Annotated in this window: 18 protein-coding genes; 9 read left to right on the forward strand and 9 right to left on the reverse strand. The window is 70.4% G+C overall.

Features of this window, described 5'->3' with window-relative positions; genetic code table 11:
- Position 1: 1 nt before the first annotated feature.
- Entirely contained in the window at positions 2-1,099 is a 1,098-nt protein-coding gene (locus tag FB559_RS30625; protein WP_246122207.1) for a carbohydrate-binding protein, read from the forward strand.
- Positions 1,100-1,334: 235 nt separating this feature from the next.
- The gene (locus tag FB559_RS30630; protein WP_185792468.1) at positions 1,335-2,222 is read left to right on the forward strand and encodes an RICIN domain-containing protein; all 888 of its coding nucleotides are present in this window, start codon (positions 1,335-1,337) and stop codon (positions 2,220-2,222) included.
- Positions 2,223-2,351: 129 nt separating this feature from the next.
- Here FB559_RS30630 and FB559_RS30635 read toward each other — a convergent pair whose 3' ends face one another.
- The 7 genes from FB559_RS30635 to FB559_RS30665 all read right to left on the reverse strand — a co-directional run bounded on the left by FB559_RS30635 (position 2,352) and on the right by FB559_RS30665 (position 8,383).
- Entirely contained in the window at positions 2,352-2,585 is a 234-nt protein-coding gene (locus tag FB559_RS30635) for a hypothetical protein (protein WP_141960109.1), read from the reverse strand.
- Positions 2,586-2,861: 276 nt separating this feature from the next.
- Entirely contained in the window at positions 2,862-4,010 is a 1,149-nt protein-coding gene (locus FB559_RS30640; RefSeq protein ID WP_141960111.1) for an FAD-dependent oxidoreductase, read from the reverse strand.
- Positions 4,011-4,021: 11 nt separating this feature from the next.
- Positions 4,022-4,714 carry a TetR/AcrR family transcriptional regulator gene (locus FB559_RS30645; RefSeq protein WP_141960113.1) on the reverse strand — a complete coding sequence of 231 codons (693 nt, stop codon included), beginning with the start codon at positions 4,712-4,714 and terminating at the stop codon, positions 4,022-4,024.
- An 85-nt stretch (positions 4,715-4,799) separates the two neighbouring features.
- The gene (locus FB559_RS30650; protein WP_141960115.1) at positions 4,800-5,639 is read right to left on the reverse strand and encodes an SAM-dependent methyltransferase; all 840 of its coding nucleotides are present in this window, start codon (positions 5,637-5,639) and stop codon (positions 4,800-4,802) included.
- 243 nt (positions 5,640-5,882) lie between these two features.
- Positions 5,883-6,824 carry a TolB family protein gene (locus FB559_RS30655; protein ID WP_141960117.1) on the reverse strand — a complete coding sequence of 314 codons (942 nt, stop codon included), beginning with the start codon at positions 6,822-6,824 and terminating at the stop codon, positions 5,883-5,885.
- A 249-nt stretch (positions 6,825-7,073) separates the two neighbouring features.
- Positions 7,074-7,955 carry a TIGR01777 family oxidoreductase gene (locus FB559_RS30660; RefSeq protein ID WP_141960119.1) on the reverse strand — a complete coding sequence of 294 codons (882 nt, stop codon included), beginning with the start codon at positions 7,953-7,955 and terminating at the stop codon, positions 7,074-7,076.
- Positions 7,952-8,383, reverse strand: a complete 432-nt coding sequence (locus FB559_RS30665; protein ID WP_141960121.1) for a hypothetical protein — start codon at positions 8,381-8,383, stop codon at positions 7,952-7,954. Before FB559_RS30665 ends, FB559_RS30660 begins: the two co-directional genes overlap by 4 nt.
- Before the next feature lie 109 nt (positions 8,384-8,492).
- Between FB559_RS30665 and FB559_RS30670 the strand changes: the two genes are divergently transcribed.
- The 5 genes from FB559_RS30670 (at position 8,493) to FB559_RS30690 (ending at position 13,586) form a co-directional block, all read left to right on the forward strand.
- The gene (locus FB559_RS30670) at positions 8,493-9,656 is read left to right on the forward strand and encodes an LLM class flavin-dependent oxidoreductase (RefSeq protein WP_141960123.1); all 1,164 of its coding nucleotides are present in this window, start codon (positions 8,493-8,495) and stop codon (positions 9,654-9,656) included.
- Positions 9,657-11,009 carry an NtaA/DmoA family FMN-dependent monooxygenase gene (locus FB559_RS30675; protein WP_141960125.1) on the forward strand — a complete coding sequence of 451 codons (1,353 nt, stop codon included), beginning with the start codon at positions 9,657-9,659 and terminating at the stop codon, positions 11,007-11,009.
- Positions 11,006-11,515 (forward strand): GNAT family N-acetyltransferase, encoded by a 510-nt coding sequence (locus FB559_RS30680; RefSeq protein WP_246122209.1) that lies wholly within the window; start codon positions 11,006-11,008, stop codon positions 11,513-11,515. Before FB559_RS30675 ends, FB559_RS30680 begins: the two co-directional genes overlap by 4 nt.
- A 28-nt stretch (positions 11,516-11,543) precedes the next feature.
- Entirely contained in the window at positions 11,544-12,671 is a 1,128-nt protein-coding gene (locus tag FB559_RS30685) for an LLM class flavin-dependent oxidoreductase (RefSeq protein ID WP_141960127.1), read from the forward strand.
- A 78-nt stretch (positions 12,672-12,749) separates the two neighbouring features.
- A complete protein-coding gene (locus FB559_RS30690) occupies positions 12,750-13,586 on the forward strand; it encodes an alpha/beta hydrolase (protein ID WP_141960129.1) in 837 nt (278 codons plus the stop codon).
- 15 nt (positions 13,587-13,601) lie between these two features.
- Here the strand turns inward: FB559_RS30690 and FB559_RS30695 are convergent, their stop codons facing one another.
- The gene (locus tag FB559_RS30695; RefSeq protein ID WP_141960131.1) at positions 13,602-14,522 is read right to left on the reverse strand and encodes a LysR family transcriptional regulator; all 921 of its coding nucleotides are present in this window, start codon (positions 14,520-14,522) and stop codon (positions 13,602-13,604) included.
- Positions 14,523-14,593: 71 nt separating this feature from the next.
- Here FB559_RS30695 and FB559_RS30700 point away from each other — a divergent pair, with 71 nt between their 5' ends.
- Positions 14,594-15,454, forward strand: a complete 861-nt coding sequence (locus FB559_RS30700) for an SDR family NAD(P)-dependent oxidoreductase (protein WP_141960133.1) — start codon at positions 14,594-14,596, stop codon at positions 15,452-15,454.
- A 149-nt stretch (positions 15,455-15,603) separates the two neighbouring features.
- Positions 15,604-16,782 carry a glutathione-independent formaldehyde dehydrogenase gene (locus tag FB559_RS30705; protein WP_342781002.1) on the forward strand — a complete coding sequence of 393 codons (1,179 nt, stop codon included), beginning with the start codon at positions 15,604-15,606 and terminating at the stop codon, positions 16,780-16,782.
- Positions 16,783-16,849: 67 nt separating this feature from the next.
- Here the strand turns inward: FB559_RS30705 and FB559_RS30710 are convergent, their stop codons facing one another.
- The gene (locus tag FB559_RS30710) at positions 16,850-18,742 is read right to left on the reverse strand and encodes an ATP-dependent Clp protease ATP-binding subunit (RefSeq protein WP_425455091.1); all 1,893 of its coding nucleotides are present in this window, start codon (positions 18,740-18,742) and stop codon (positions 16,850-16,852) included.
- Positions 18,743-19,090: the final 348 nt, after the last annotated feature.

Here is a 19,090-nt window from a genome sequence, read left to right on the forward strand (position 1 = left end):
GTTGAACGATCCGAAGCAGAACGAACGTCGGGGCCAGGAACGCGGTGACCTCGTCGGCGCGTTCACCCGTGGTGCGTGGCAGCCGAGCGTGCAGCCGCAGGTCGGCCCGCGGATGCTCGCGGGCGGAATCGTGCTGATCGTGGTCGCGGGAGCGGCGTTCGGCGCCGGTGCGATGACGTCGTACGACCACAAGCGCGCCGCGGAAGAGCGCTCGCGAGAGCTGGCCCTGACCTCGCGGTACCCCAGCGTCGACCGGGCCGGCCGTACGGGCGCGACGACAGTGCCCGGAGTCCCGCGCCCGTCGGTCGACGCCCCGAGGGGCGGCATCCCGTCCAAGCGCGCCTCACGTCCGGACACGCCGGGCAGGCCCGGAGCGGAAGGGCCGCGCACCGAGCCGGCGCCGACCCCGGCCCCGACGGGCTCGCCGGCACTCACGGTGCCGCTGAAGGCCCCGGCCGGGGACGGTGCCGATGACGAGAAGGGTGCCGACCGCGCGGGGGGACGGCGAAAGGTCGCCGAGCGGAGCTCGCAGCAGGGCGGCGAGACCGCACCCCACACCCTGCTGACACTGCCGGAGCCGGAGAAGACCCCGACGCCGACGGAGAGGCCGGATAGGTCCGAGTGGCCGACGATTCGCACGGGGCCGCCTCCGACCACGCCCCCGCAGGGCGGCACTCGCAGCGCCGAGCACGACGCGTACAGCCCGATCCAGGCCGAAGCGCTCGATCGGCAGTCGAACCTGGGCACGGAGAACACCGGCGACACCGGCGGTGGCCAGAACCTCGCCTGGATCAGTGACGGTGACTGGGCGCTGTACAAGGGAGTCGGCTTCGGTCTCGATGGAGCGCGACGGTTTTACGGCCGGGTCGCGAGCGGCGCCGCCGCGGGAGTCAGCGGCCGGGTCGAGGTGCGGTTGGACGCCCTGTCGAACGCGCCGGTCGGCGGCTTCGCCATCGCCAACACGGGCGGCTGGCAGACCTACGGCACGGTCGAGGCCGATGTCCGCAAGGTGACCGGGGTGCACGACGTGTACCTGAGGTTCAGCAGTGGGCAGCCGGGCGACTTCGTCAACCTGCACTGGTTCGCCTTCGGCCACTGACCAGATCCTGGATGCGGCATTGCCGAGGTCCGGGAATAGGCAACAGTGCCGATACTCAGGCTTGGCCGTCCGGTGCCAGACTCGACGTCGCACCTCCCGTTTCCTGCGAATCGGGAGGTGCGCAGGCCACGCCGTACCTCCACGGAGACGCGCCGCACACATATCCGGCCGGACCGGCCTTATGGAGTCCACCGGACAGCGGCCGGATCCGCGCGCACTGATCCAGGAAGAACACGTGAGCGAGCAGAATTCCACTGAACGCCAACGACAAGAGCGCGCCGAATTCGTCGACGCCTTCAACAAGCGCGCCTGGCAGCCGGGGGAGCGGCCCCGGCAGCGCCTGCGTTTCCTGGCGGGTGGTATCGCCGTGATCGTGGCGGCGGGCGTCGCGTACGGTGCCGGCGTCCTGGACCACTATGACCATCGGAAAGCGGCCAAAAACCGAGAGCGGGAACTGGCGCTGACGGCGCGCGCCGGTCAGGCGCCCACCCCGGCTCCGACATCGCCGTACGCCATGCCCTGGGGCACGACGACACCGAGTTCCAAGCCACCGGCTTCCCCGGCTCTCCCGGCTCCGAAGCCCGCCGAGCCGGGGACGAAGGAGAAAAAGCGGACGGTATTCAAGGCGGAGTCCAAGGGGGGACGGCGGCCTGCCGGCCCGAAGTTCAGCACCGCCCGTGATCTGCTGCTCATGAACGTGGTGACCGGCAAATGCGCCGACGTCCCCGGCAACGGCGACGGGACGATGAACGGCCCGGTGGTGCAACACACGTGCCGCGCGACGGCCCAGGACAACCAGCGCTGGGACCTCGTGGTGCGCAAGAACGGCGCCGGTCCGAACGGCGCGGACCTGTTCACGATCCGCAACAGCAAGGACGGCCTCTGCTTCGACCTGCGCGGCAGCGGAGCCGTCGATAGGGTGACCGAATGGCGCTGCGCCTCCGGCGGCAACCAGCTGTGGTACCTGGACGAAAAGCATTCAGGGGAGTTCTGGATCCGCGACTCGGGCGACGGCGGCAAGTGTCTCGACGTGGAAGGCGCCCGCGCTGAGGACGCCAGCTTGACCGCCTGGCCGTGCGACCCCAAGGACGACCACCTGTGGGTGCTCAAGCCTGCGAACTGAAATCCGGCACGCCGTATGGGGACTCAGCGGATTTCCTCGAAATAGACGACAAAAACGCGTGCTCGGGTCTCGCGTACGCTTGTGTGGCGTACGCGAGACCCGAGCCTCAGTGACGCGTCCGGATGCCGCTCACCACCAGTCCAGCCGGTATCCACCGTTGACCTGGGGACAGGAGAATCCGTGAAGCAGGCCCATCTGAGCGTAGGTGTTCCCGGCGTAAACGCAGTCGTAGTAGGTCGGGTAGACGACGCCGTGACGCGGGGTGTCCGCGGACGCGGCAGAGGCGCCGACGAGGCTGAAAGCGGCCGCAGCGGCAGCGATGCCGGCAGTGACGCCTACCTTGCGAATGGTGAGAGACCGCAATTTACTCTCCTTTTGAAATGAGTGGCCATAGAGCGAGTGTCCGGGCGCTAGCATCTCCTATGTCCACGAGGAAATCCATCTCAATAGGTGCGATAAACGCGCACCTCTTTGCCTAATTATTCGGTTAGGTACTCCGCCGCAGCTCAGGCGGATCGGTGACGCTCGAACCGTCTATACCGGCAAGAGCAATTACCTAGACGAGTGCGATGAATTGCCTATTCTCGCCGCGCACACTTGACGCCCGGTCGCCTTCCGTGACGGTGGTGTGATGCCTGCTCAGCGCACCACGGGCACGCCGTCTCCGGCGAAGAACTCGACCATGGCGCGCGGGGAGTCCGGCGCGAAGCACATGTCCAGTCCCTGGGCGGACCCGGCGGCGGCGGCCGCGGCGCGGGGGAACATGGCCGTCTCGTACTCCAGGAGCGCCGTCTCGATGTCGTCCTGGTGCGCGACGAGGGCCAGCGCCAGCTCGGCCCCGTCGAGCAGGGCGAGGTTGGCGCCCTCACCGGCGTACGGCGACATCACGTGCGCCGCGTCGCCCACGAGCGTCACACCGGGGACCCGCGACCAGGAGTGGCCGGTCGGCAGGGCGTAGATCAGGCGCGGGACGATCGTGTCGTCGCAGTTGCGGATGAGGTCGGTCAGCTCCGTGCTCCAGTCGGCGAACTCCGCGAGCAGGAGCGCGCGGGCGGCGGCCGCGTCGGACCAGTCGACGCCGCGGGTGGCCGTCCAGTCCTTGGGCACCCGCAGTGAGGCGCCCACGTGAACGTCGGTGCCGCCGTGCCCTATCAGCGCCTTGTCGTCGGAGAGGGCGAACATGATCCCGGGGCCGAAGAGGGCGGCCGAGTCGGGATGACGCGTCCTGACGTCGGTCAGGCGCAGCTCCAGGTAGGAGATTCCGGCGTACTCCGGGGTGACCGCCGAGACCAGGGGCCGTACCTTCGACCAGGTGCCGTCCGCGCCGACCAGCAGGTCGACGGTGGTGCTGCCGCCGTCGGCGAAGGTCAGCTCGTGCCGGCCGTCGTCGAGCGAGCGGGCCGCGGTGACCTTGTGGCCCCAGGCGACGCGGCCGGGGTCGAGGGATTCGATGAGCAGGTCGCGCAGGGCGGTCCGGTCGATCTCGGGGCGGCCGCCGTAGCCGCCCTCCGGCTCGTGGTGGATGAAGACCGTGCTGGCCTTGTCCAGAACGCGCATGGTCTCACCCTCGGGATGGGTGAGCGTGAGGAACCGCTCGTGGAGGCCGGCCTCGCGCAGCGCGAACTGCCCGGACTCCTCGTGCAGGTCGAGGGAGCCGCCCTGGCTGCGGGCGTCGGCCGAGGCGTCGCCTTCGTACACCGTGGACTCGATGCCGTGCATCTGCAGGATGCGGGCGAGGACGAGGCCGCTGGGGCCGCCGCCGACGATCGCGATGGAGGGTGTGGACATGGTGGAGCTCCTCATGTTCGGGGGAGGGACGCCAGGACTCCGTCGACCAGGACGTTGAACGCCCAGTCGGAACGGCTCGCCCCGTCGCCTGAGACGAGTTCGTCGCCGAGCGCGGTGATGTGCGGATAGCGCGCCGGGTCGGTGGCCCGGATCTGATCCGCCAGCGCGGACAGATCCGCGGCCTCCTGGGCCGCCGATCTCGGGCCGGTGTGCTCGACGGCGGCCGCGGTCGGAACCAGCAGCAGCAGGTCCAGACCCCACGCCGCCGCGCGACCGGTCACGCCACCCTCGGCGAGCAGGGCGAGGATCGCCTCGGCCAGCGCCATGTAGTTGGGGCCGCTGGGCTGGGTGGACAGTGCCATTCGGGCGATCTCCGGGTGTTCGAACAGCACGTCGCGGTAGGCGTTCAGCAGGGCCTTGAGCCGGTCGCGCCAGGGGCCTGCTCCACGTGCGGACACGGTGACCGTGCCGAGCAGGACGTCGAGGATCTGGGCGTGCAGGTCCTCGGTGTTGCTGACGTAGACGTACAGCGACGAGGGGCCGGTGTCGAGCGTGGCGGCGATGCGGCGCATCGTCACCTTGCTCAGGCCCTCCTCACGCAGGATCGCCAGCGCGGCGTCGATGATGCCCTGCCTTGTGAGGGCGGGTTTTGCGGGCCGCTCCCGCCGGCTGCGAGGTGTCGTGCCGCTCTCGTCTGCGTTCATGGAGGAACCGTACCACGAGCATGTTCGTTACGAACATGTTCGTGATGTGGCATACGTCGCGCGCCGGTCCTGACCGTGGGGTGGCTCAGGGAATTCTGGCGACCGCTCCGTACACGGCGGTCTCCGCCGCGGAGGGACGGGGACCGGCTTCGTTCTCGGCCCGCCATTCGGCGACGGACACGATGCCCGGCGGTACGAGGTCCATTCCGTCGAGGAAGCGGCCGAACTCCTCACGGGAGCGGAACTGGAACGGGATTTGTGCGTCGGCGTCGCCGACCGCCGCGAGGATCTCCGGCGGCATGTGGTCGTTGGTCGCGTGGGTGATGGTCAGATAGCTGCCGGACGGCATGGCCGAGACGAGCCGGGACACCGCCCCGTACGGGTCGTCGGCGTCCTTGACGAAGTGCAGGATCGCGACCAGCATCAGCCCGACCGGCCGCGACAGGTCGATGGTGCGGGCGAGCTGCGGATCGCCGAGGATCCTGCCGGGGTCGCGGAGGTCGGCGTCGAGGTAGGCGGTGGCCCCTTCGGGCGTACTCGTCAGCAGAGCACGCGCGTGCATCAGGACAATGGGATCGTTGTCGACGTAGACGATCCGGGATTGTGGGGCGATCGCCTGGGCGACCTGGTGGGTGTTGTCGGCGGTCGGAATCCCGGTGCCGACGTCGAGGAACTGACGCAGCCCCGCCTCCCTCGCCAGGTAGGCGACCGCGCGGCGCAGGAACCGGCGGTTCTCGATGGCCGAGGTCCGCACGGTGGGGAACGCGGCGGCCACGGCATCACCGGACTCCCGGTCGGCCGCGAAGTTGTCCTTGCCCCCGAGCCAGTAGTCGTAACGGCGAGCCGGATGCGCTACCGACGTGTCGATCTTCGATGACCACGAATCCGTGCGTGCCGGCGACGAGACGGGATCCTGACCGCTCACGGCCACCTCCAGCACTGCTGCTCAACTCGGACCGGCCTACCGCACCGGTAGTTGTCGATTTGAACATGTCAGCACTGCCAAAGCCGCCGCCGAGGCCGACGTCGGCCACGCCGGCCCGGGGGGCGACCCCCCGGAACCCCCGCGATGTGGGGGGCTCCAGGGTTACGCGGCCTTGGTCACCTCGCCTCGCCACGACGACGTGGCGGAGGTCGTGTGGCCATCCATGCGCCGGTCGCGTAAGGCTCAGCGCCAGTCGATGGACAGGCCCGACATGCACTCGGTCTCGCCGCTCACGCGTGTCTCGACGCCGGCACGCAGCACGTACACGCGGGGGCAGTCGGAGACCTTGCGGTACGCCACGGCCTGGTCGTCGGGGGACGGCGCCGGGGCGCCGTGTGTGTGCGGGTCAGTGGTGACCTGGGTCAGCACACCGTCGCGCGTGGCGCTGTAGATCTGGTCGGCCTCTCCCCCCTTGGCGAGGTAGATCTTGCTGCCGTCCGCGGAGAAGGCCGGATCCCGCGCCGACCGAACCAGAAGGTGTCGCTCGCCGTCCGGTTCACGCAGCCAGACGTCGTAGCCGCTCGAGGCCGGCGAAGTCACGTACGCGATGGTCCCGTCAGGGGCCACCGAGAGGTTGTCCACCGTGGAGACGTCACCGTCGACCGGCAGCGGCTCGGGTGCGGCGCCGCCCGCCACGCCCACCTCGAACAGCTTGTTCACACCGGCCTGGGAATCGTAGGCGGGGAAGACGACGTGTGTCCCGTCCGGCATCCACGCCGGCTCGTCCCGCGGGTTGTACCGGCCGTCCCAGAAGGCGGTGATCCGATGGGCGCCGGTGCCGTCGATGTTCATCACCCAGAGCTCGGCCGCGTAGTCCTTGACGGCGGTGAAGACGATCTGGCTGCCGTCGGGGGAGATGTCGGGTGCCTCCGCCGAGTCATAGCCGTCGGGGGTGGGCAGCACGGTTCGCGTGAGCGTGGCCATGTCGACGACGGTGATCTGCTCGCCCTGGCCGTACTCCTCGGTGAGCGAGGTGTAGGCGATCTTTCCCGGACCGTCGGCGGCCGCGGCCCGTGGCGCCGCGCCGGCGCCGCCTGCCGTCGCCACCGCCGTCGCGGCGGCGATGACGCCGGCCACGGTCAGCCTGAGCAACCGGCCCGTCAGATCGAGCGGTCGTTCCCCCATGAAGCCTCCCCGTTCATCGGCTCCTGCGCGGCCGCTGATCGGCCTGGAGCCATCGCCTGTCAGGATGACGCCGAACTGATCATGATGGGGACGGATCGCTGGAACATTGGCAGGATTCGGCCAATAAGTTTCAAGTCCGACAAGTCGGCCGGGAGAAACCACCGGCTTTGAGCAAGTTGCCAAGGGTGACCGCCACCTGCCGGCCGCGAACCGGTGGACGTCGTCGAGCGTGGTCGCGGCGAAGCTCCTTCAGGCGTGGTCGAGGGCGGCTCGGAGGGCGGATTCCACGTCGGGGTGGTGGAAGGTGAAACCGGCCGTGGTGAGGCGGTCGGGGATGACGCGGAGGCTGCCGAGCACCTCGGGGGCGACCTGGCCCACCGTGAGGCGCAGGGGCCAGGCCGGGAGCCGGAGGAAGGCACGTCTGCCCAGCTCGCGAGCAAGAGTGTCGGTGAGGTCGCGGCTGCGGGCGGGGTGCGGCGCGGTGATGTTGTACGGCCCGTACGCCTGCGGGTCCGAGGCCAGGAAGCGGATGGCGCGGACCGTGTCGGTCAGGGAGATCTGGCTCCAGTACTCGCGGCCGGAGCCGATCGAGGCGCCGAGGCCCGCACGGAACCAGGGCAGGAGTCTCGGCAGGACGCCGCCCTGCCCGGACAGGACGAGGCCCGTACGCAGATGGCACACGCGGATTCCGGCGTCCTCGGCGGGCCGGGTGGCCGCCTCCCAGCGGTGGGAGACCATCGGCAGGAAGCCAGGGGAGGCGGCGGCGGACGCCTCGGTGAGCGCCTCGTCGCCCCGGTCGATTCCGTACCAGCGCATGCCCGAGGCGGAGATGAGCACGCCGGGACGGGCCTGCACGCACAGCTCGGCCAGGGCGGCGGTCGTCGAGACTCGGCTGTCCAGCAGGACCTTCTTGTAGGCGGGCGTCCAGCGCCGGTCTCCGATACCGGCGCCCGCGAGGTTCACGACCACGGCGTCGGCCAGGACCGAGGGGGTGGGCGGCCATTCGACCTCGCCCGGAGCCTCGGGAACGTGCCGGACCAGACGTGTGACGCTGTGCCCGTCGGCCTCCAAGGACCGCCGCAAAGCGGTCCCGATCAGGCCGCTCGACCCCGCGATGACGACGTTCGTCATGTGTCGACGCTTACGCTCAACGTCGTCACGAAGGCGGCGGCGACCAGGCCGAGAATCGTCCAGGCCAGCCGCCGTAGCCGGTGCTGGTACCCGGGAAGCTCTTCGGGGAGGGCGAACACCCGCGCGGGCCAGTGGCGCCAGGACACGTGCGCGAACACGGATCCGGCGAGCAGATGCAGCACCAGGGCGACGCCGTAGCCGAGCCGGACCTCGGGCCGTATGACCAGGATCGACAGGTCGGTGAGCAACAGCGCGGCGACCAGTGCGACCACCGGTCGGCGGTTCCCGTTCGCGAGGGTCACGAGGAACTCCTCGCGGCGTTCGGCGTCGGGGAAGAAGCGTTCGACGCGGGGCTGGACGACCACGAGGCTGTAGACCATGGAGCCCAGCCAGACGGCCGCGATCGTTAAGTGGGCGACGATGACCATGCCTCGCGTATATCCGCCGGATCACCGGCGCCGCAAGAGTAGGGCCTCTACGGATCCATACCGAAGTTAACCTATTGACAAAGTAGGGAAATCCAACAATCTTGAAGCCATGGCGCAGGCCCCCCTCCATCTCGCGGCGGCTCTCGACGGTGCCGGCTGGCATCCGGCGGCATGGCGTGATCCGGGCGCACGGCCGCGGGAGCTCCTCACCGCGGGGTACTGGACGGATCTGGTCCTGGAGGCCGAGCGAGGCCTGCTGGACTTCGTGACCATCGAGGACGCGCTCGGCCCCGGCGATCCGGTCGGTCGTACGGACCGGGTGCGCGGCCGGTTGGACGCCGTCCTGGTGGCCTCGCGGGTCGCGCCGCTCACCCGGCACATCGGCCTCGTGCCGACGGCCACCACGACCCACACCGAGCCGTTCCACGTGGCGACCGCCCTGGCCACGCTCGATCACATCAGCGCCGGTCGCGCGGGCTGGCGGGCGCGGATCTCCGGGCGGCGCGAAGAGGCGGCGCACTTCGGGCGGCGGGAGTTCCCCGAGCCCGACGGCCTCGGTCACATCGAGGAGCTGTTCGGCGAGGCAACCGACGTCGTCGAGGTCGTACGGCGGCTGTGGGACAGCTGGGAGGACGACGCCGTCATCCGGCATGTCGCGAGCGGCCGTTTCGTCGACCGCGACAAGCTGCACTACGTCGACTTCGCCGGGCGGTGGTTCAGCGTCAAGGGGCCGCTCATCACTCCGCGGCCGCCCCAGGGACAGCTGCTGGTCACGGCGCTGGCGCACGCGGCGCTGCCGTACCGGTTCGCTGCGGGCGGGGCCGACCTGGTGTACGTGACGCCGCGCGACGGGGAGCAGGCACGTTCGATCGTCGCGGAGGTACGCGAGGCCGAGGCCGCCGTGCGGCGTGAAGAGCCGCTGAAGATCTTCGCCGACCTGCTGGTCTTCCTCGACGCGAGCGACGAGGAAGCGGCGGACCGCAAGGCGCGGCTCGACGACCTGGACGGTGCGGGGCTCTCCTCCGACGCCGCGATCTTCACCGGAACCCCGGAAGGCCTGGCCGACCTGATCCTGGACTGGCGAACGACCGGGCTCGACGGATACCGGCTGCGGCCAGGGACCCTGCCGCACGACCTCGAGGCGATCAGCCGCGCGGTCGTGCCGGTCCTGCAAGAGCGGGGAGCCTTCCGCCGCGAATACGAGGCGGGCACGTTGCGCGGGCTGCTCGGGCTGGCGCGCCCGGTCAATCGGCATGCCCTGGAAAGGAGATAGGTGGCCAAGCAGATCATCCTCGCCGCGCACTTCCCGGGAGTGAACAACACGACCGTCTGGACCGACCCGGCCTCGGGCAGCCAGATCGACTTCGCCTCCTTCGCCCATCTCGCGCGGACCGCCGAACGCGGCCTGTTCGACATGTTCTTCCTCGCCGAGGGACTGCGGCTGCGCGAGCAGCGCGGCCGCATCCACGACCTGGACGTGGTGGGCCGCCCGGACGCCCTCACCGTGCTGACCGCCCTGGCCGGGGTCACCACGCACCTCGGGCTGGCCGGCACCGTCAACACGACCTTCAACGAGCCGTACGACCTGGCCCGCAAGGTCGCCACCCTCGACCATCTCTCCGACGGCCGGGCCGGCTGGAACGTCGTGACCTCATCCGACGCGTTCACCGGCGAGAACTTCCGCCGTGGCGGTTTCCTGGAGTACTCCCAGCGGTACGAGCGCGCGGCGGAGTTCGTACGGGCGGCCCGTACGCTCTGGGACTCCTGGCCCCCGGACGCCGTCGTGGCAGCCAAGGACGAGGGAGCCTTCACCCGTACGGCGGACGCGGGGGAGTTCGGCCACCACGGACCGCACTTCGACATCGCCGGCCACTTCACCGTGCCACGCAGCCCCCAGGGGTATCCGGTGATCATCCAGGCCGGAGACTCCGACGAGGGCCGGGACTTCTCCGCCGCGACCGCCGACGTCGTCTTCACCCGGCATTCGACGCCAAGGGCGGGCCAGGCGTTCTACCGCGACATCAAGTCCAGGCTCGCCAAGTTCGGCAGGTCACCCGAGGAGCTCAAGGTGCTGCCGGCGGCCACGTTCGTGCTGGGAGACACCGAGGCGGACGCCCTGGAGCGCACCGCCCACGTACGGCGCCAGCAGGTGAGCCCGCAGACGGCGATCTCCCTGCTGGAGCAGGTGTGGAACCGCGACCTGTCCGGATACGACCCGGACGGGCCGCTCCCGGCCGAGGACCCGGACCCGGCCGCCGACTCCATCATCAAGGGCCGCACCCGGCAGCACGACGACCGGCTCGCGACGGCCCGCGCCTGGCGTGCGATCGCCGAGGAGAAGCGGCTGAGCATCCGCGAGCTGATCATCGAGGTGACCGGCCGCCAGTCGTTCGTCGGCACACCGGAGCAGGTCGCGGACCAGATCGACCGGTTCGTCCAGGCGGACGCCGCCGACGGGTTCATCCTGGTGCCGCACCTCGTGCCGGCCGGGCTGGACGAGTTCGTCGCCACGGTCGTGCCGTTGCTGCAGGAGCGCGGAGTCTTCCGTACGGCCTACACCGCGAGCACGCTGCGCGGAAATCTCGGCCTCGGGCCCGCACGTACCCGCGACGGGGTGCCGGCGTGATCGGTGATCCCGTGCACCCGGTGCCGCTGCGGGCGCCGGGGGTCACGGTCATCGCCGTCGACTACGACGACCCGGCCGCCGGCGCGCTCCGCCGCGCCATGGTCCGGGAGATGGGTCACCGGTACGCCGACCGGGGGGCCGAGTTCGGCGCCCACGCGCCGGCGCTGAGTGTCGCGCCCGGCACGGTCGCCTACACGGCACTCGCGATCACCGGTGACGGCCTGCCCATCGGGCACCTCGCCCTGCGCCGGGCCGGTGACGACGTCGAGCTCAAGAGGATGTACGTCGTCCCGCCCTACCGCGGCACCGGTGCCGCCGTCGCCCTGCTCAGGGCCGCGGAGGAAGCGGCACGGACACTGCGCGTACGCCGGATCATCCTGCAGACCGGTGACCGGCAACCCGACGCGGTCCGGCTGTACGAACGGCACGGCTACACCCCGATCCCGGTCTTCCCGCCGTACGAGGACGTGCCGTTCTCACGGTGCTACCAGAAGGCGATGCGATGAAGTTCCTGGACGCCGACGGAGGACACGCATGACCCGGATACCGCTGTCGATCCTGGACCTCGCACCCATCGGCTACGGGGACACCGCGGCCGGCGCTCTGCGCAACACGCTCGACCTGGCCCGGCGCGCGGACGAACTCGGCTACCACCGGTACTGGCTCGCCGAGCACCACCTCGCCACGGGCGTGGCGAGCTCCGCGCCCGCGGTGCTGATCGGGCTGGTGGCGGCCGCGACCCGCCGCATCCGGGTCGGCTCCGGTGCCGTCCAGCTCGGCCACCAGACCGCGCTGGCCGTCGTCGAGCAGTTCGGCACGGTCGACGCGCTGCACCCCGGCCGGATCGACCTCGGCCTCGGCCGCTCCGGCCACCGCCGCGCCGAGTTCGCCGCGAAGGCGGCCGCGGCACCGGAGCCCGGCAGTACCGGTGCCCGTACGGTGAACGGGCTGCTCATCCCGCCGCCGTTCTCCCCCTCCGGCATCGCCAGGTCACCCCTGCTCGCGCTGACCGACCTCCTGTTGATGCAGCCCGAGGCGCGGTCACCGGACTTCGTTCAGCAGGTCGACGACATCCTCGCCCTGATCGAGGGCACCTACCGGTCCGCCGAGGGCACCCAGGCCCACGCCGTCCCGGGGGAGGGCGCGGACCTGCAACTGTGGATCCTGGGCAGCAGCGGCGGGCAGAGCGCACAGGTGGCCGGCGAACGCGGACTGCCGTTCGCCGCGAACTACCACGTCAGCCCGGCCACCGTGCTGGAGGCGGTGGACGCCTACCGCGCCGCGTTCAAACCCTCCGCCTCCCTGGAGGCTCCCCATGTGCTCGTGTCCGCGGACGTCGTGCTCGCGGCGGACGAGAGCACGGCACGAGAGCTGGCCTCCCCGTACGGCCTGTGGGTGCGCAGCATCCGCACCGGTGCCGGAGCGATCCCGTTCCCCACGCCGGCCGAGGCCGCCGCACACCGCTGGTCCGACCAGGACCGCCGGCTGGTCGCCGACCGGCTCGACACCCAGTTCGTCGGCACTCCGCCCGCCGTCGCCGAGAAGCTGCGCGTCCTGGCGGAGGCGACCGGGGCCGACGAGCTGCTCGTCACGACGATCACTCACGACCACCCTGACCGCGTGCGCTCCTTCGAGCTCCTCGCGGCCGAATGGGGTCTGTGAGATCCATTGCCAGGGCCCGCCGCGGCGGCTTGGCTGAGCTGAAGCCGGACCATCCGGCCCCTCGCGGAGGAGCACCCCATGTCCGTTGCCCACGACACCGAGCAGATCGAGCGCGCCAACGCCTCCGGGCGGCCACCGGTGGTCTTCGTCCACGGTCTGTGGCTGCTGCCGAGCAGCTGGGACCGATGGGCGCAGGTGTTCGAGGAGGCCGGGTACGCGCCGGTGACACCCGGCTGGCCGGATGATCCGGACACGGTCGCCGAGGCCAACGCCCATCCTGAGACGTTCGCCCGCAAGAGTGTGGGCGAGGTCGTCGACCACTTCGGTGACCTGATCGGCAAGCTGTCACGCAAGCCCGCCGTGATCGGTCACTCGTTCGGCGGCCTGATCACCCAGATCCTGGCCGGCCGCGGCCTGTCGGCCGTCTCGGTGGCGGTCGACCCCGCTCCGTTCCGCGGCGTGCTGCCCCTGCCGGTCTCCGCGCTCCGAGCCGCGAGTCCCGTCCTGGGCAACCCCGCCAACCTCCACCGCGCGGTCCCACTGACCTACGAGCAGTTCCGTTTCGCGTTCGCGAACGCCGTGAGCGAGGAGGAGGCCAAGGAGCTCTATGAGACCTTCGCGGTCCCGGCCTCCGGCGAGCCGCTGTTCCAGGCCGCGACGGCGAACCTCAATCCCTGGACCGAGGTGAAGGTGAACAGCAAGAATCCCGAACGCGGCCCCCTGCTGCTGGTCTCGGGGGAGAAGGACAACACGGTCCCGTGGGCGATCACCAACGCCTCGTACAAGAAGCAGAGGCGGAACAAGGCGGTCACCGAGATCGTCGAAGTGCCCGGCCGCGGCCATGCCCTGACGATCGACGGTGGCTGGCATGAGGTCGCCGACACCGCCCTGGCCTTCGTCCGCCGCTTCCACTGATCGCGGCGACGGGCGTCAGGACGCACCGGTCTGTGTGGCAGCCGCGCGCAGGGCTTCGACGACGCGCAGGGCGGTCTCGGGCAGGGGCCGCGGGAGGTGGGCCACGACCACGCGGCGTCGTTCCTCCGGCCCGCCGCGCACCGCGAGCACGCGTACGCCCGCGGGCGCGGCGGCGGCGATGACGGCGGGCACCGTGGTCAGGCCGCACCCTGCCGCCACCAGTCGCAGCTTGGCGAGCCAGTCACGTGCGATGTGCGCGACGTCCGGGCGGCCCTCCAGGCCGGGCCAGACGCCGAGTTGCGGCTCGTCACCGGACGTCCGGCCGGCGATCCACCGTTGCCCGCGCAGGTCATCGACGTGGATGGAGTCATTGTCGGCCAAGGGATGGGTCGATGGCACCGCGACGCAAAGGTTCCTCTCCGTCAACGTGTCCGTGACCAGGGCGGGCGTCTCGGCGTCCGGCGGACGGAACGGTGGTTCCGAACCCAGGACCGCGAGGTCGATACTGCCGGCACGTAGTGCGCGGACGAGCACGGGCGTGCCGCCGTCGCGGGTGACCACTGTGATGCTGGGATTCGTACGGCGCAGAGCGGTGAGCGCCCGCGGCAGCAGGACGGCACCCGCGCTGGGGAACGTGCCCAGCCGCACGGTTCCCGTCTCGTCGGGTAGGTCGCGCAGTTCGCGGTCGGCGGCGTCGATCTCGTCGAGCACGGCCGCCGCGTGCCGGAGTATCACACGCCCGGCGGTGGTGAGCCGTACGCCTTCCCTGCGGCGTTCGAACACCGGCACCCCGGCCGCGCGCTCCACGGCCGCGACCTGCCTGGACACGGCGGACTGGGTGTAGCCCAGTGAGGCCGCCGCCGCGGTGAAGGTGCCGCGCTCGGCGACCTCGCGTACGACCCGGAGCCCGGCGAGCGACACATCGGTAAAGTCCATGATGTTTACGCATACCACGGATGACAAAGACTCGTTGGACGCATGGAACGCGGGTGTCTAGTTTCGACGGCATGACAGCCCAACGCATCGCTCTGGTCACCGGGGCCAACCAAGGCGTCGGTTACGCGCTCGTCGAGGGGCTGGCCGCCCGGTGGAACCCGGATGACCTCGTGCTGCTCACCGGACGGAACCGGTCCCGTGTCGCCGAGGCCGCCGCACGCGCCGGCGGCGCGTCCACCACGGTCGCCCGCGTCGAGGGCAGGCCGCTCGACGTCACCGACGCCGGCGCGGTCGCACGGATGGCGGCCGGCCTCGCCGGGCAGTACGGCGGCATCGACGTCGTGGTCTCCAACGCCGCCGCCAGAATCACCCCTGACCTCCCCCAGGAGAAGCAGGCCGACGCGTTCGTCGACGTGGCGAACGGCGGCACGCACGCGATACTGCGCTCGTTCGGCCCGGTGGTCCGCCCGGGTGGGCGTCTGATCGTCGTGGCCAGCGCCCTCGGCACCCTCGGGAACCTGGACGAACGCCTGCACCCGCTGTTCGAGAACGCCTCCCTCGACGAGGTCGAGTCACTGGTGGAGTCCTGGCGTACGGCCGTTCACGCCGGCACCGCGCAGGATCTCGGGTGGCCGCAGTGGATCAACGTGCCGTCCAAGGTCGCGCAGGTGGCCGCGGTACGCGCGGTCGCCAGCGAGCGGAGGGAGACCGACCTGGAGGAAGGCACCATGGTCGCGGCCGTCTGCCCGGGCCTGGTGGACACGCCGGCCTCACGGCCCTGGTTCGAAGACTTCAGCCAGGCCCGTACGCCCGCGGAGGCCGCTGCCGTCGTTCTCGACTTCGTGCTGGCCGAGCCGGTCGATCCCGCCGCCTACGGCGAGCTGGTGCGCGACGGCAAGGTGCTGCCCTGGCTCAGCGCACGGCACGGGTGAGCACTCCACCCGCGCGTTGACGCCGGACCGGCGGGTGAGAAACTCGAAAAAGGGGATCTGCCTGCGGATTCTCAAGTTCCGCGGGCGCAGGGGCGATGGTCTGGGGAGTCGCCGGCGTTCCGCGCTGCGGCCCGGCGGCCAATAATCCGTTGATCGAGAAGATCGGGGTGTTCGCCATGAAGGCCCTGGTGTACGAGGGACCCCGGATGGTCGGGGTCGAGGACGTACCGGACGCGAGGATCGAACGCGCCACCGACGCGCTGGTGAGGGTCACCACCACCAACATCTGCGGTTCTGACCTGCACATGTACGAAGGCCGCACCGACATGGAGACCGGCCGCGTGCTCGGCCACGAGAACCTTGGCGAGGTGGTGCAGGTCGGTGCCGCCGTCGACCACGTCCGGGTCGGTGACCTGGTGTGCATGCCCTTCAACATCAGCTGCGGATTCTGCGGGAACTGTGAGAAGGGGCTCACGGCGTTCTGCCTCATCGCGAATCCGACCCCGGCCATGGCAGGGGCCGCCTACGGGTTCGCGGACATGGGGCCGTACGAGGGCGGGCAGGCCGAACTGCTCCGCGTCCCGTACGCCGACTTCAACTGCCTGGTCCTTCCGCCGGAGGCCGAGGAGCGGCAGACGGACTACGTGATGCTGTCCGACATCTTCCCGACGGGTTGGCACGCCACGGAGCTCGCGGGCCTGCGTGCGGGGGAGACGGTCGCCATCTACGGCGCCGGGCCGGTCGGCCTGATGGCGGCGCTGTCCGCCAGGCTCAAGAGCGCCAGCAAGGTCTTCGTGGTCGACCGCCATCCGGACCGGCTCCGGCTGGCCGAGGAGGTCGGCGCCATTCCCGTCAACGACGCGGATGCGTCGCCGGTCGACCAGATCCTCGACCGGACCGACGGCATCGGCGCGGACCGCGGCTGCGAGTGCGTGGGCTTCCAGGCCCATGATCCGCAGGGCCACGAGCATCCGAACATGACCCTGAACAACCTCGTCAGGTCCGTACGCTTCGCCGGCTCCATCGGCGTCGTCGGGCTCTTCGTGCCGCGTGATCCGCGAAGCCCCGACCCGCTGTACAAGGAGGGCGAGGTCGCCTTCGACTACGGTCTGTTCTGGTTCAAGGGGCAGAGCGTCGGAAACGGCCAGTGCAACGTCAAGGCCTACAACCGCGAGCTCATGCGTCTCATCCGTACGGGCCAGGCCAGGCCGTCGTGGATCGTCTCGCACGAGCTCCCGTTGAGGAAGGCGCCGGAGGGCTATGAGCACTTCGACCGCCGCGACCGTGGCTGGACCAAGGTCGTCCTGCACCCGAACGCCATGACGTGACCGCCGGCGGTGACGCGGACCGGCTCGCGCCGGTCCGCGTCATGCTCCGGCGGTCACGTCATGGCCATCACCCCGGCGGGTTCTCGCGGACGACGAGGCGGTCGTCCTCCAGCTCGACCCGGACCACCGTGCCGTCCTCGATCTCTCCGGTCAGCAGGGCGCGGCCGATGCGGGTCTCGACCTCACGGGCGATGAACCGGCGCAGCGGCCGGGCCCCGTACACCGGGTCGAAGCCCTCGCGGGCGATGAACCGGCGCGCCTCCTCGCTGACCTCCAGCGCCATGCCGCGTTCGCGCAGACGGTCCCTGAGGTCGCTGAACATGAGGTCGACGATCAGCTCGATCTCGTGCTGTGTCAGCGGCTTGAACAGCACGATGTCATCGACGCGGTTGAGGAACTCGGGCCGGAAGTGGGTCTGCATGATGCGCATGACCACCTCCCGGATGTCGGGCTTGATCTCGCCGTCGGGTGTGACGCCGTCCAGGAGCATGTCCGAGCCGATGTTGGACGTCATGATGAGGATCGTGTTGCGGAAGTCGACCGTACGCCCCTGCGCGTCGGTCAGCCGGCCGTCGTCCAGCACCCCCAGCAGCGCGTTGAAGACGTCGGTGTGGGCCTTCTCGATCTCGTCGAACAGCACGACGGAGTACGGCTTGCGGCGTACCGCCTCGGTGAGCTGGCCGCCCTCCTCGTAACCGATGTAGCCGGGAGGCGCCCCGACCAGACGGCTCACGGTGTGCCGTTCCTGGTACTCGCTCATGTCGAGCCGGATCATGTTGTCCTCGGTGTCGAACAACGCTTCGGCGAGCGCCTTGGCCAGCTCGGTCTTCCCGACTCCGGTGGGGCCGAGGAAGATGAACGAGCCGATCGGGCGCCGGGGGTCCTTGATGCCGGAGCGGGCGCGGATGATCGCGTCGGTGACGAGGCGTACGGCCTCCTCCTGCCCGATGACGCGTTCGTGCAGGATCTGCTCGAGCCGGAGCAGCTTGTCCCGATCACCCTCCTTCAGGCGGGTGATCGGGATGCCGGTCCAGCGGGAGACGATCGCGGCGATCTCGTCCTCGGTCACGACCTCGCGCAGCAGCCGGCTCTCGCCCTGTTTGGCGGTGAGCCGCTCCTCCTCGGCCCGCAGCCGGCGCTCCAGCTCCGGCAGCACGCCGTGCCGGAGCTCGGCCGCCCGGTTGAGGTCGTACTCGCGTTCGGCCTGGTCGGCGTCGCGGCGGACCTGTTCGATCTCCTGCCGCAGGTCCTGGAGGCGGCGCAGGGTCTGGCGCTCGGCCTCCCACTGCGCCCGCATGGCGTCCGCCTGGGTGCGCAGCTCGGCCAGGTCGCGGCGCAGCTCCTCGAGCCGTGTACGGCTCGCCGCGTCCTCCTCCTTCTCCAGAGCCGCGGCCTCGATCTCCATACGGGTCACGCGGCGGGTGAGCTCGTCGAGCTCGGCGGGCATCGAGTCGATCTCGGTACGCAGCTTCGCGCATGCCTCGTCGACCAGGTCGATGGCCTTGTCGGGCAGGAACCGGTCGGCGATGTAGCGGTGGCTCATGGTCACCGCGGCGATGATCGCCGAGTCCTGGATCTTCACGCCATGGAAGACCTCGAGGCGCTCGCGCAGGCCGCGCAGGATCGAGATGGCGTCCTCCACCGAGGGCTCGTCGACGAGGACCGGCTGGAAGCGCCGCTCGAGTGCCGCGTCCTTCTCGATGTGCTTGCGGTACTCCTGCACCGTCGTCGCGCCGATCATGTGCAGCTCGCCGCGGGCGAGCATGGGCTTGAGCATGTTCCCGGCGTCCATCGAGCCCTCGGTGGCACCGGCGCCGACGACGTTGTGCAGCTCGTCGACGAACAGCAGGATCTCCCCGGCGGAGGCCCTGACCTCGGCGAGCACCGCCTGCATGCGTTCTTCGAACTCCCCGCGGTACTTGGCGCCCGCGAGCAGTGAGCCCAGGTCGAGGGTGAACACGGTCTTGTTCCGCAGCCCTTCGGGCACGTCGCCGCGTTCGATGCGCTGGGCGAGCCCTCGACGATGGCGGTCTTGCCGACGCCGGGATCGCCGACGAGGACGGGGTTGTTCTTGGTCTTGCGGGACAGGATCTGGATGACGCGCCGGATCTCGGCGTCGCGTCCGATGACCGGGTCGAGTTTGCCGTCGCGTGCCAGGGCGACCAGGTCCTGGCCGTACTTCTCCAGGGCCTCGTAGGCCGCCTCGGGGTTGGAGGAGGTCACCCGATGGTCGCCGCGCACGGCGGTGAGCGCCTCGGCGAACCTCTCCCGTGGCACTCCGGTGATCACCCCCTCGTCGATCAGTGCC

This window comes from Actinoallomurus bryophytorum, from assembly GCF_006716425.1.
GTDB lineage: Bacteria > Actinomycetota > Actinomycetes > Streptosporangiales > Streptosporangiaceae > Actinoallomurus > Actinoallomurus bryophytorum.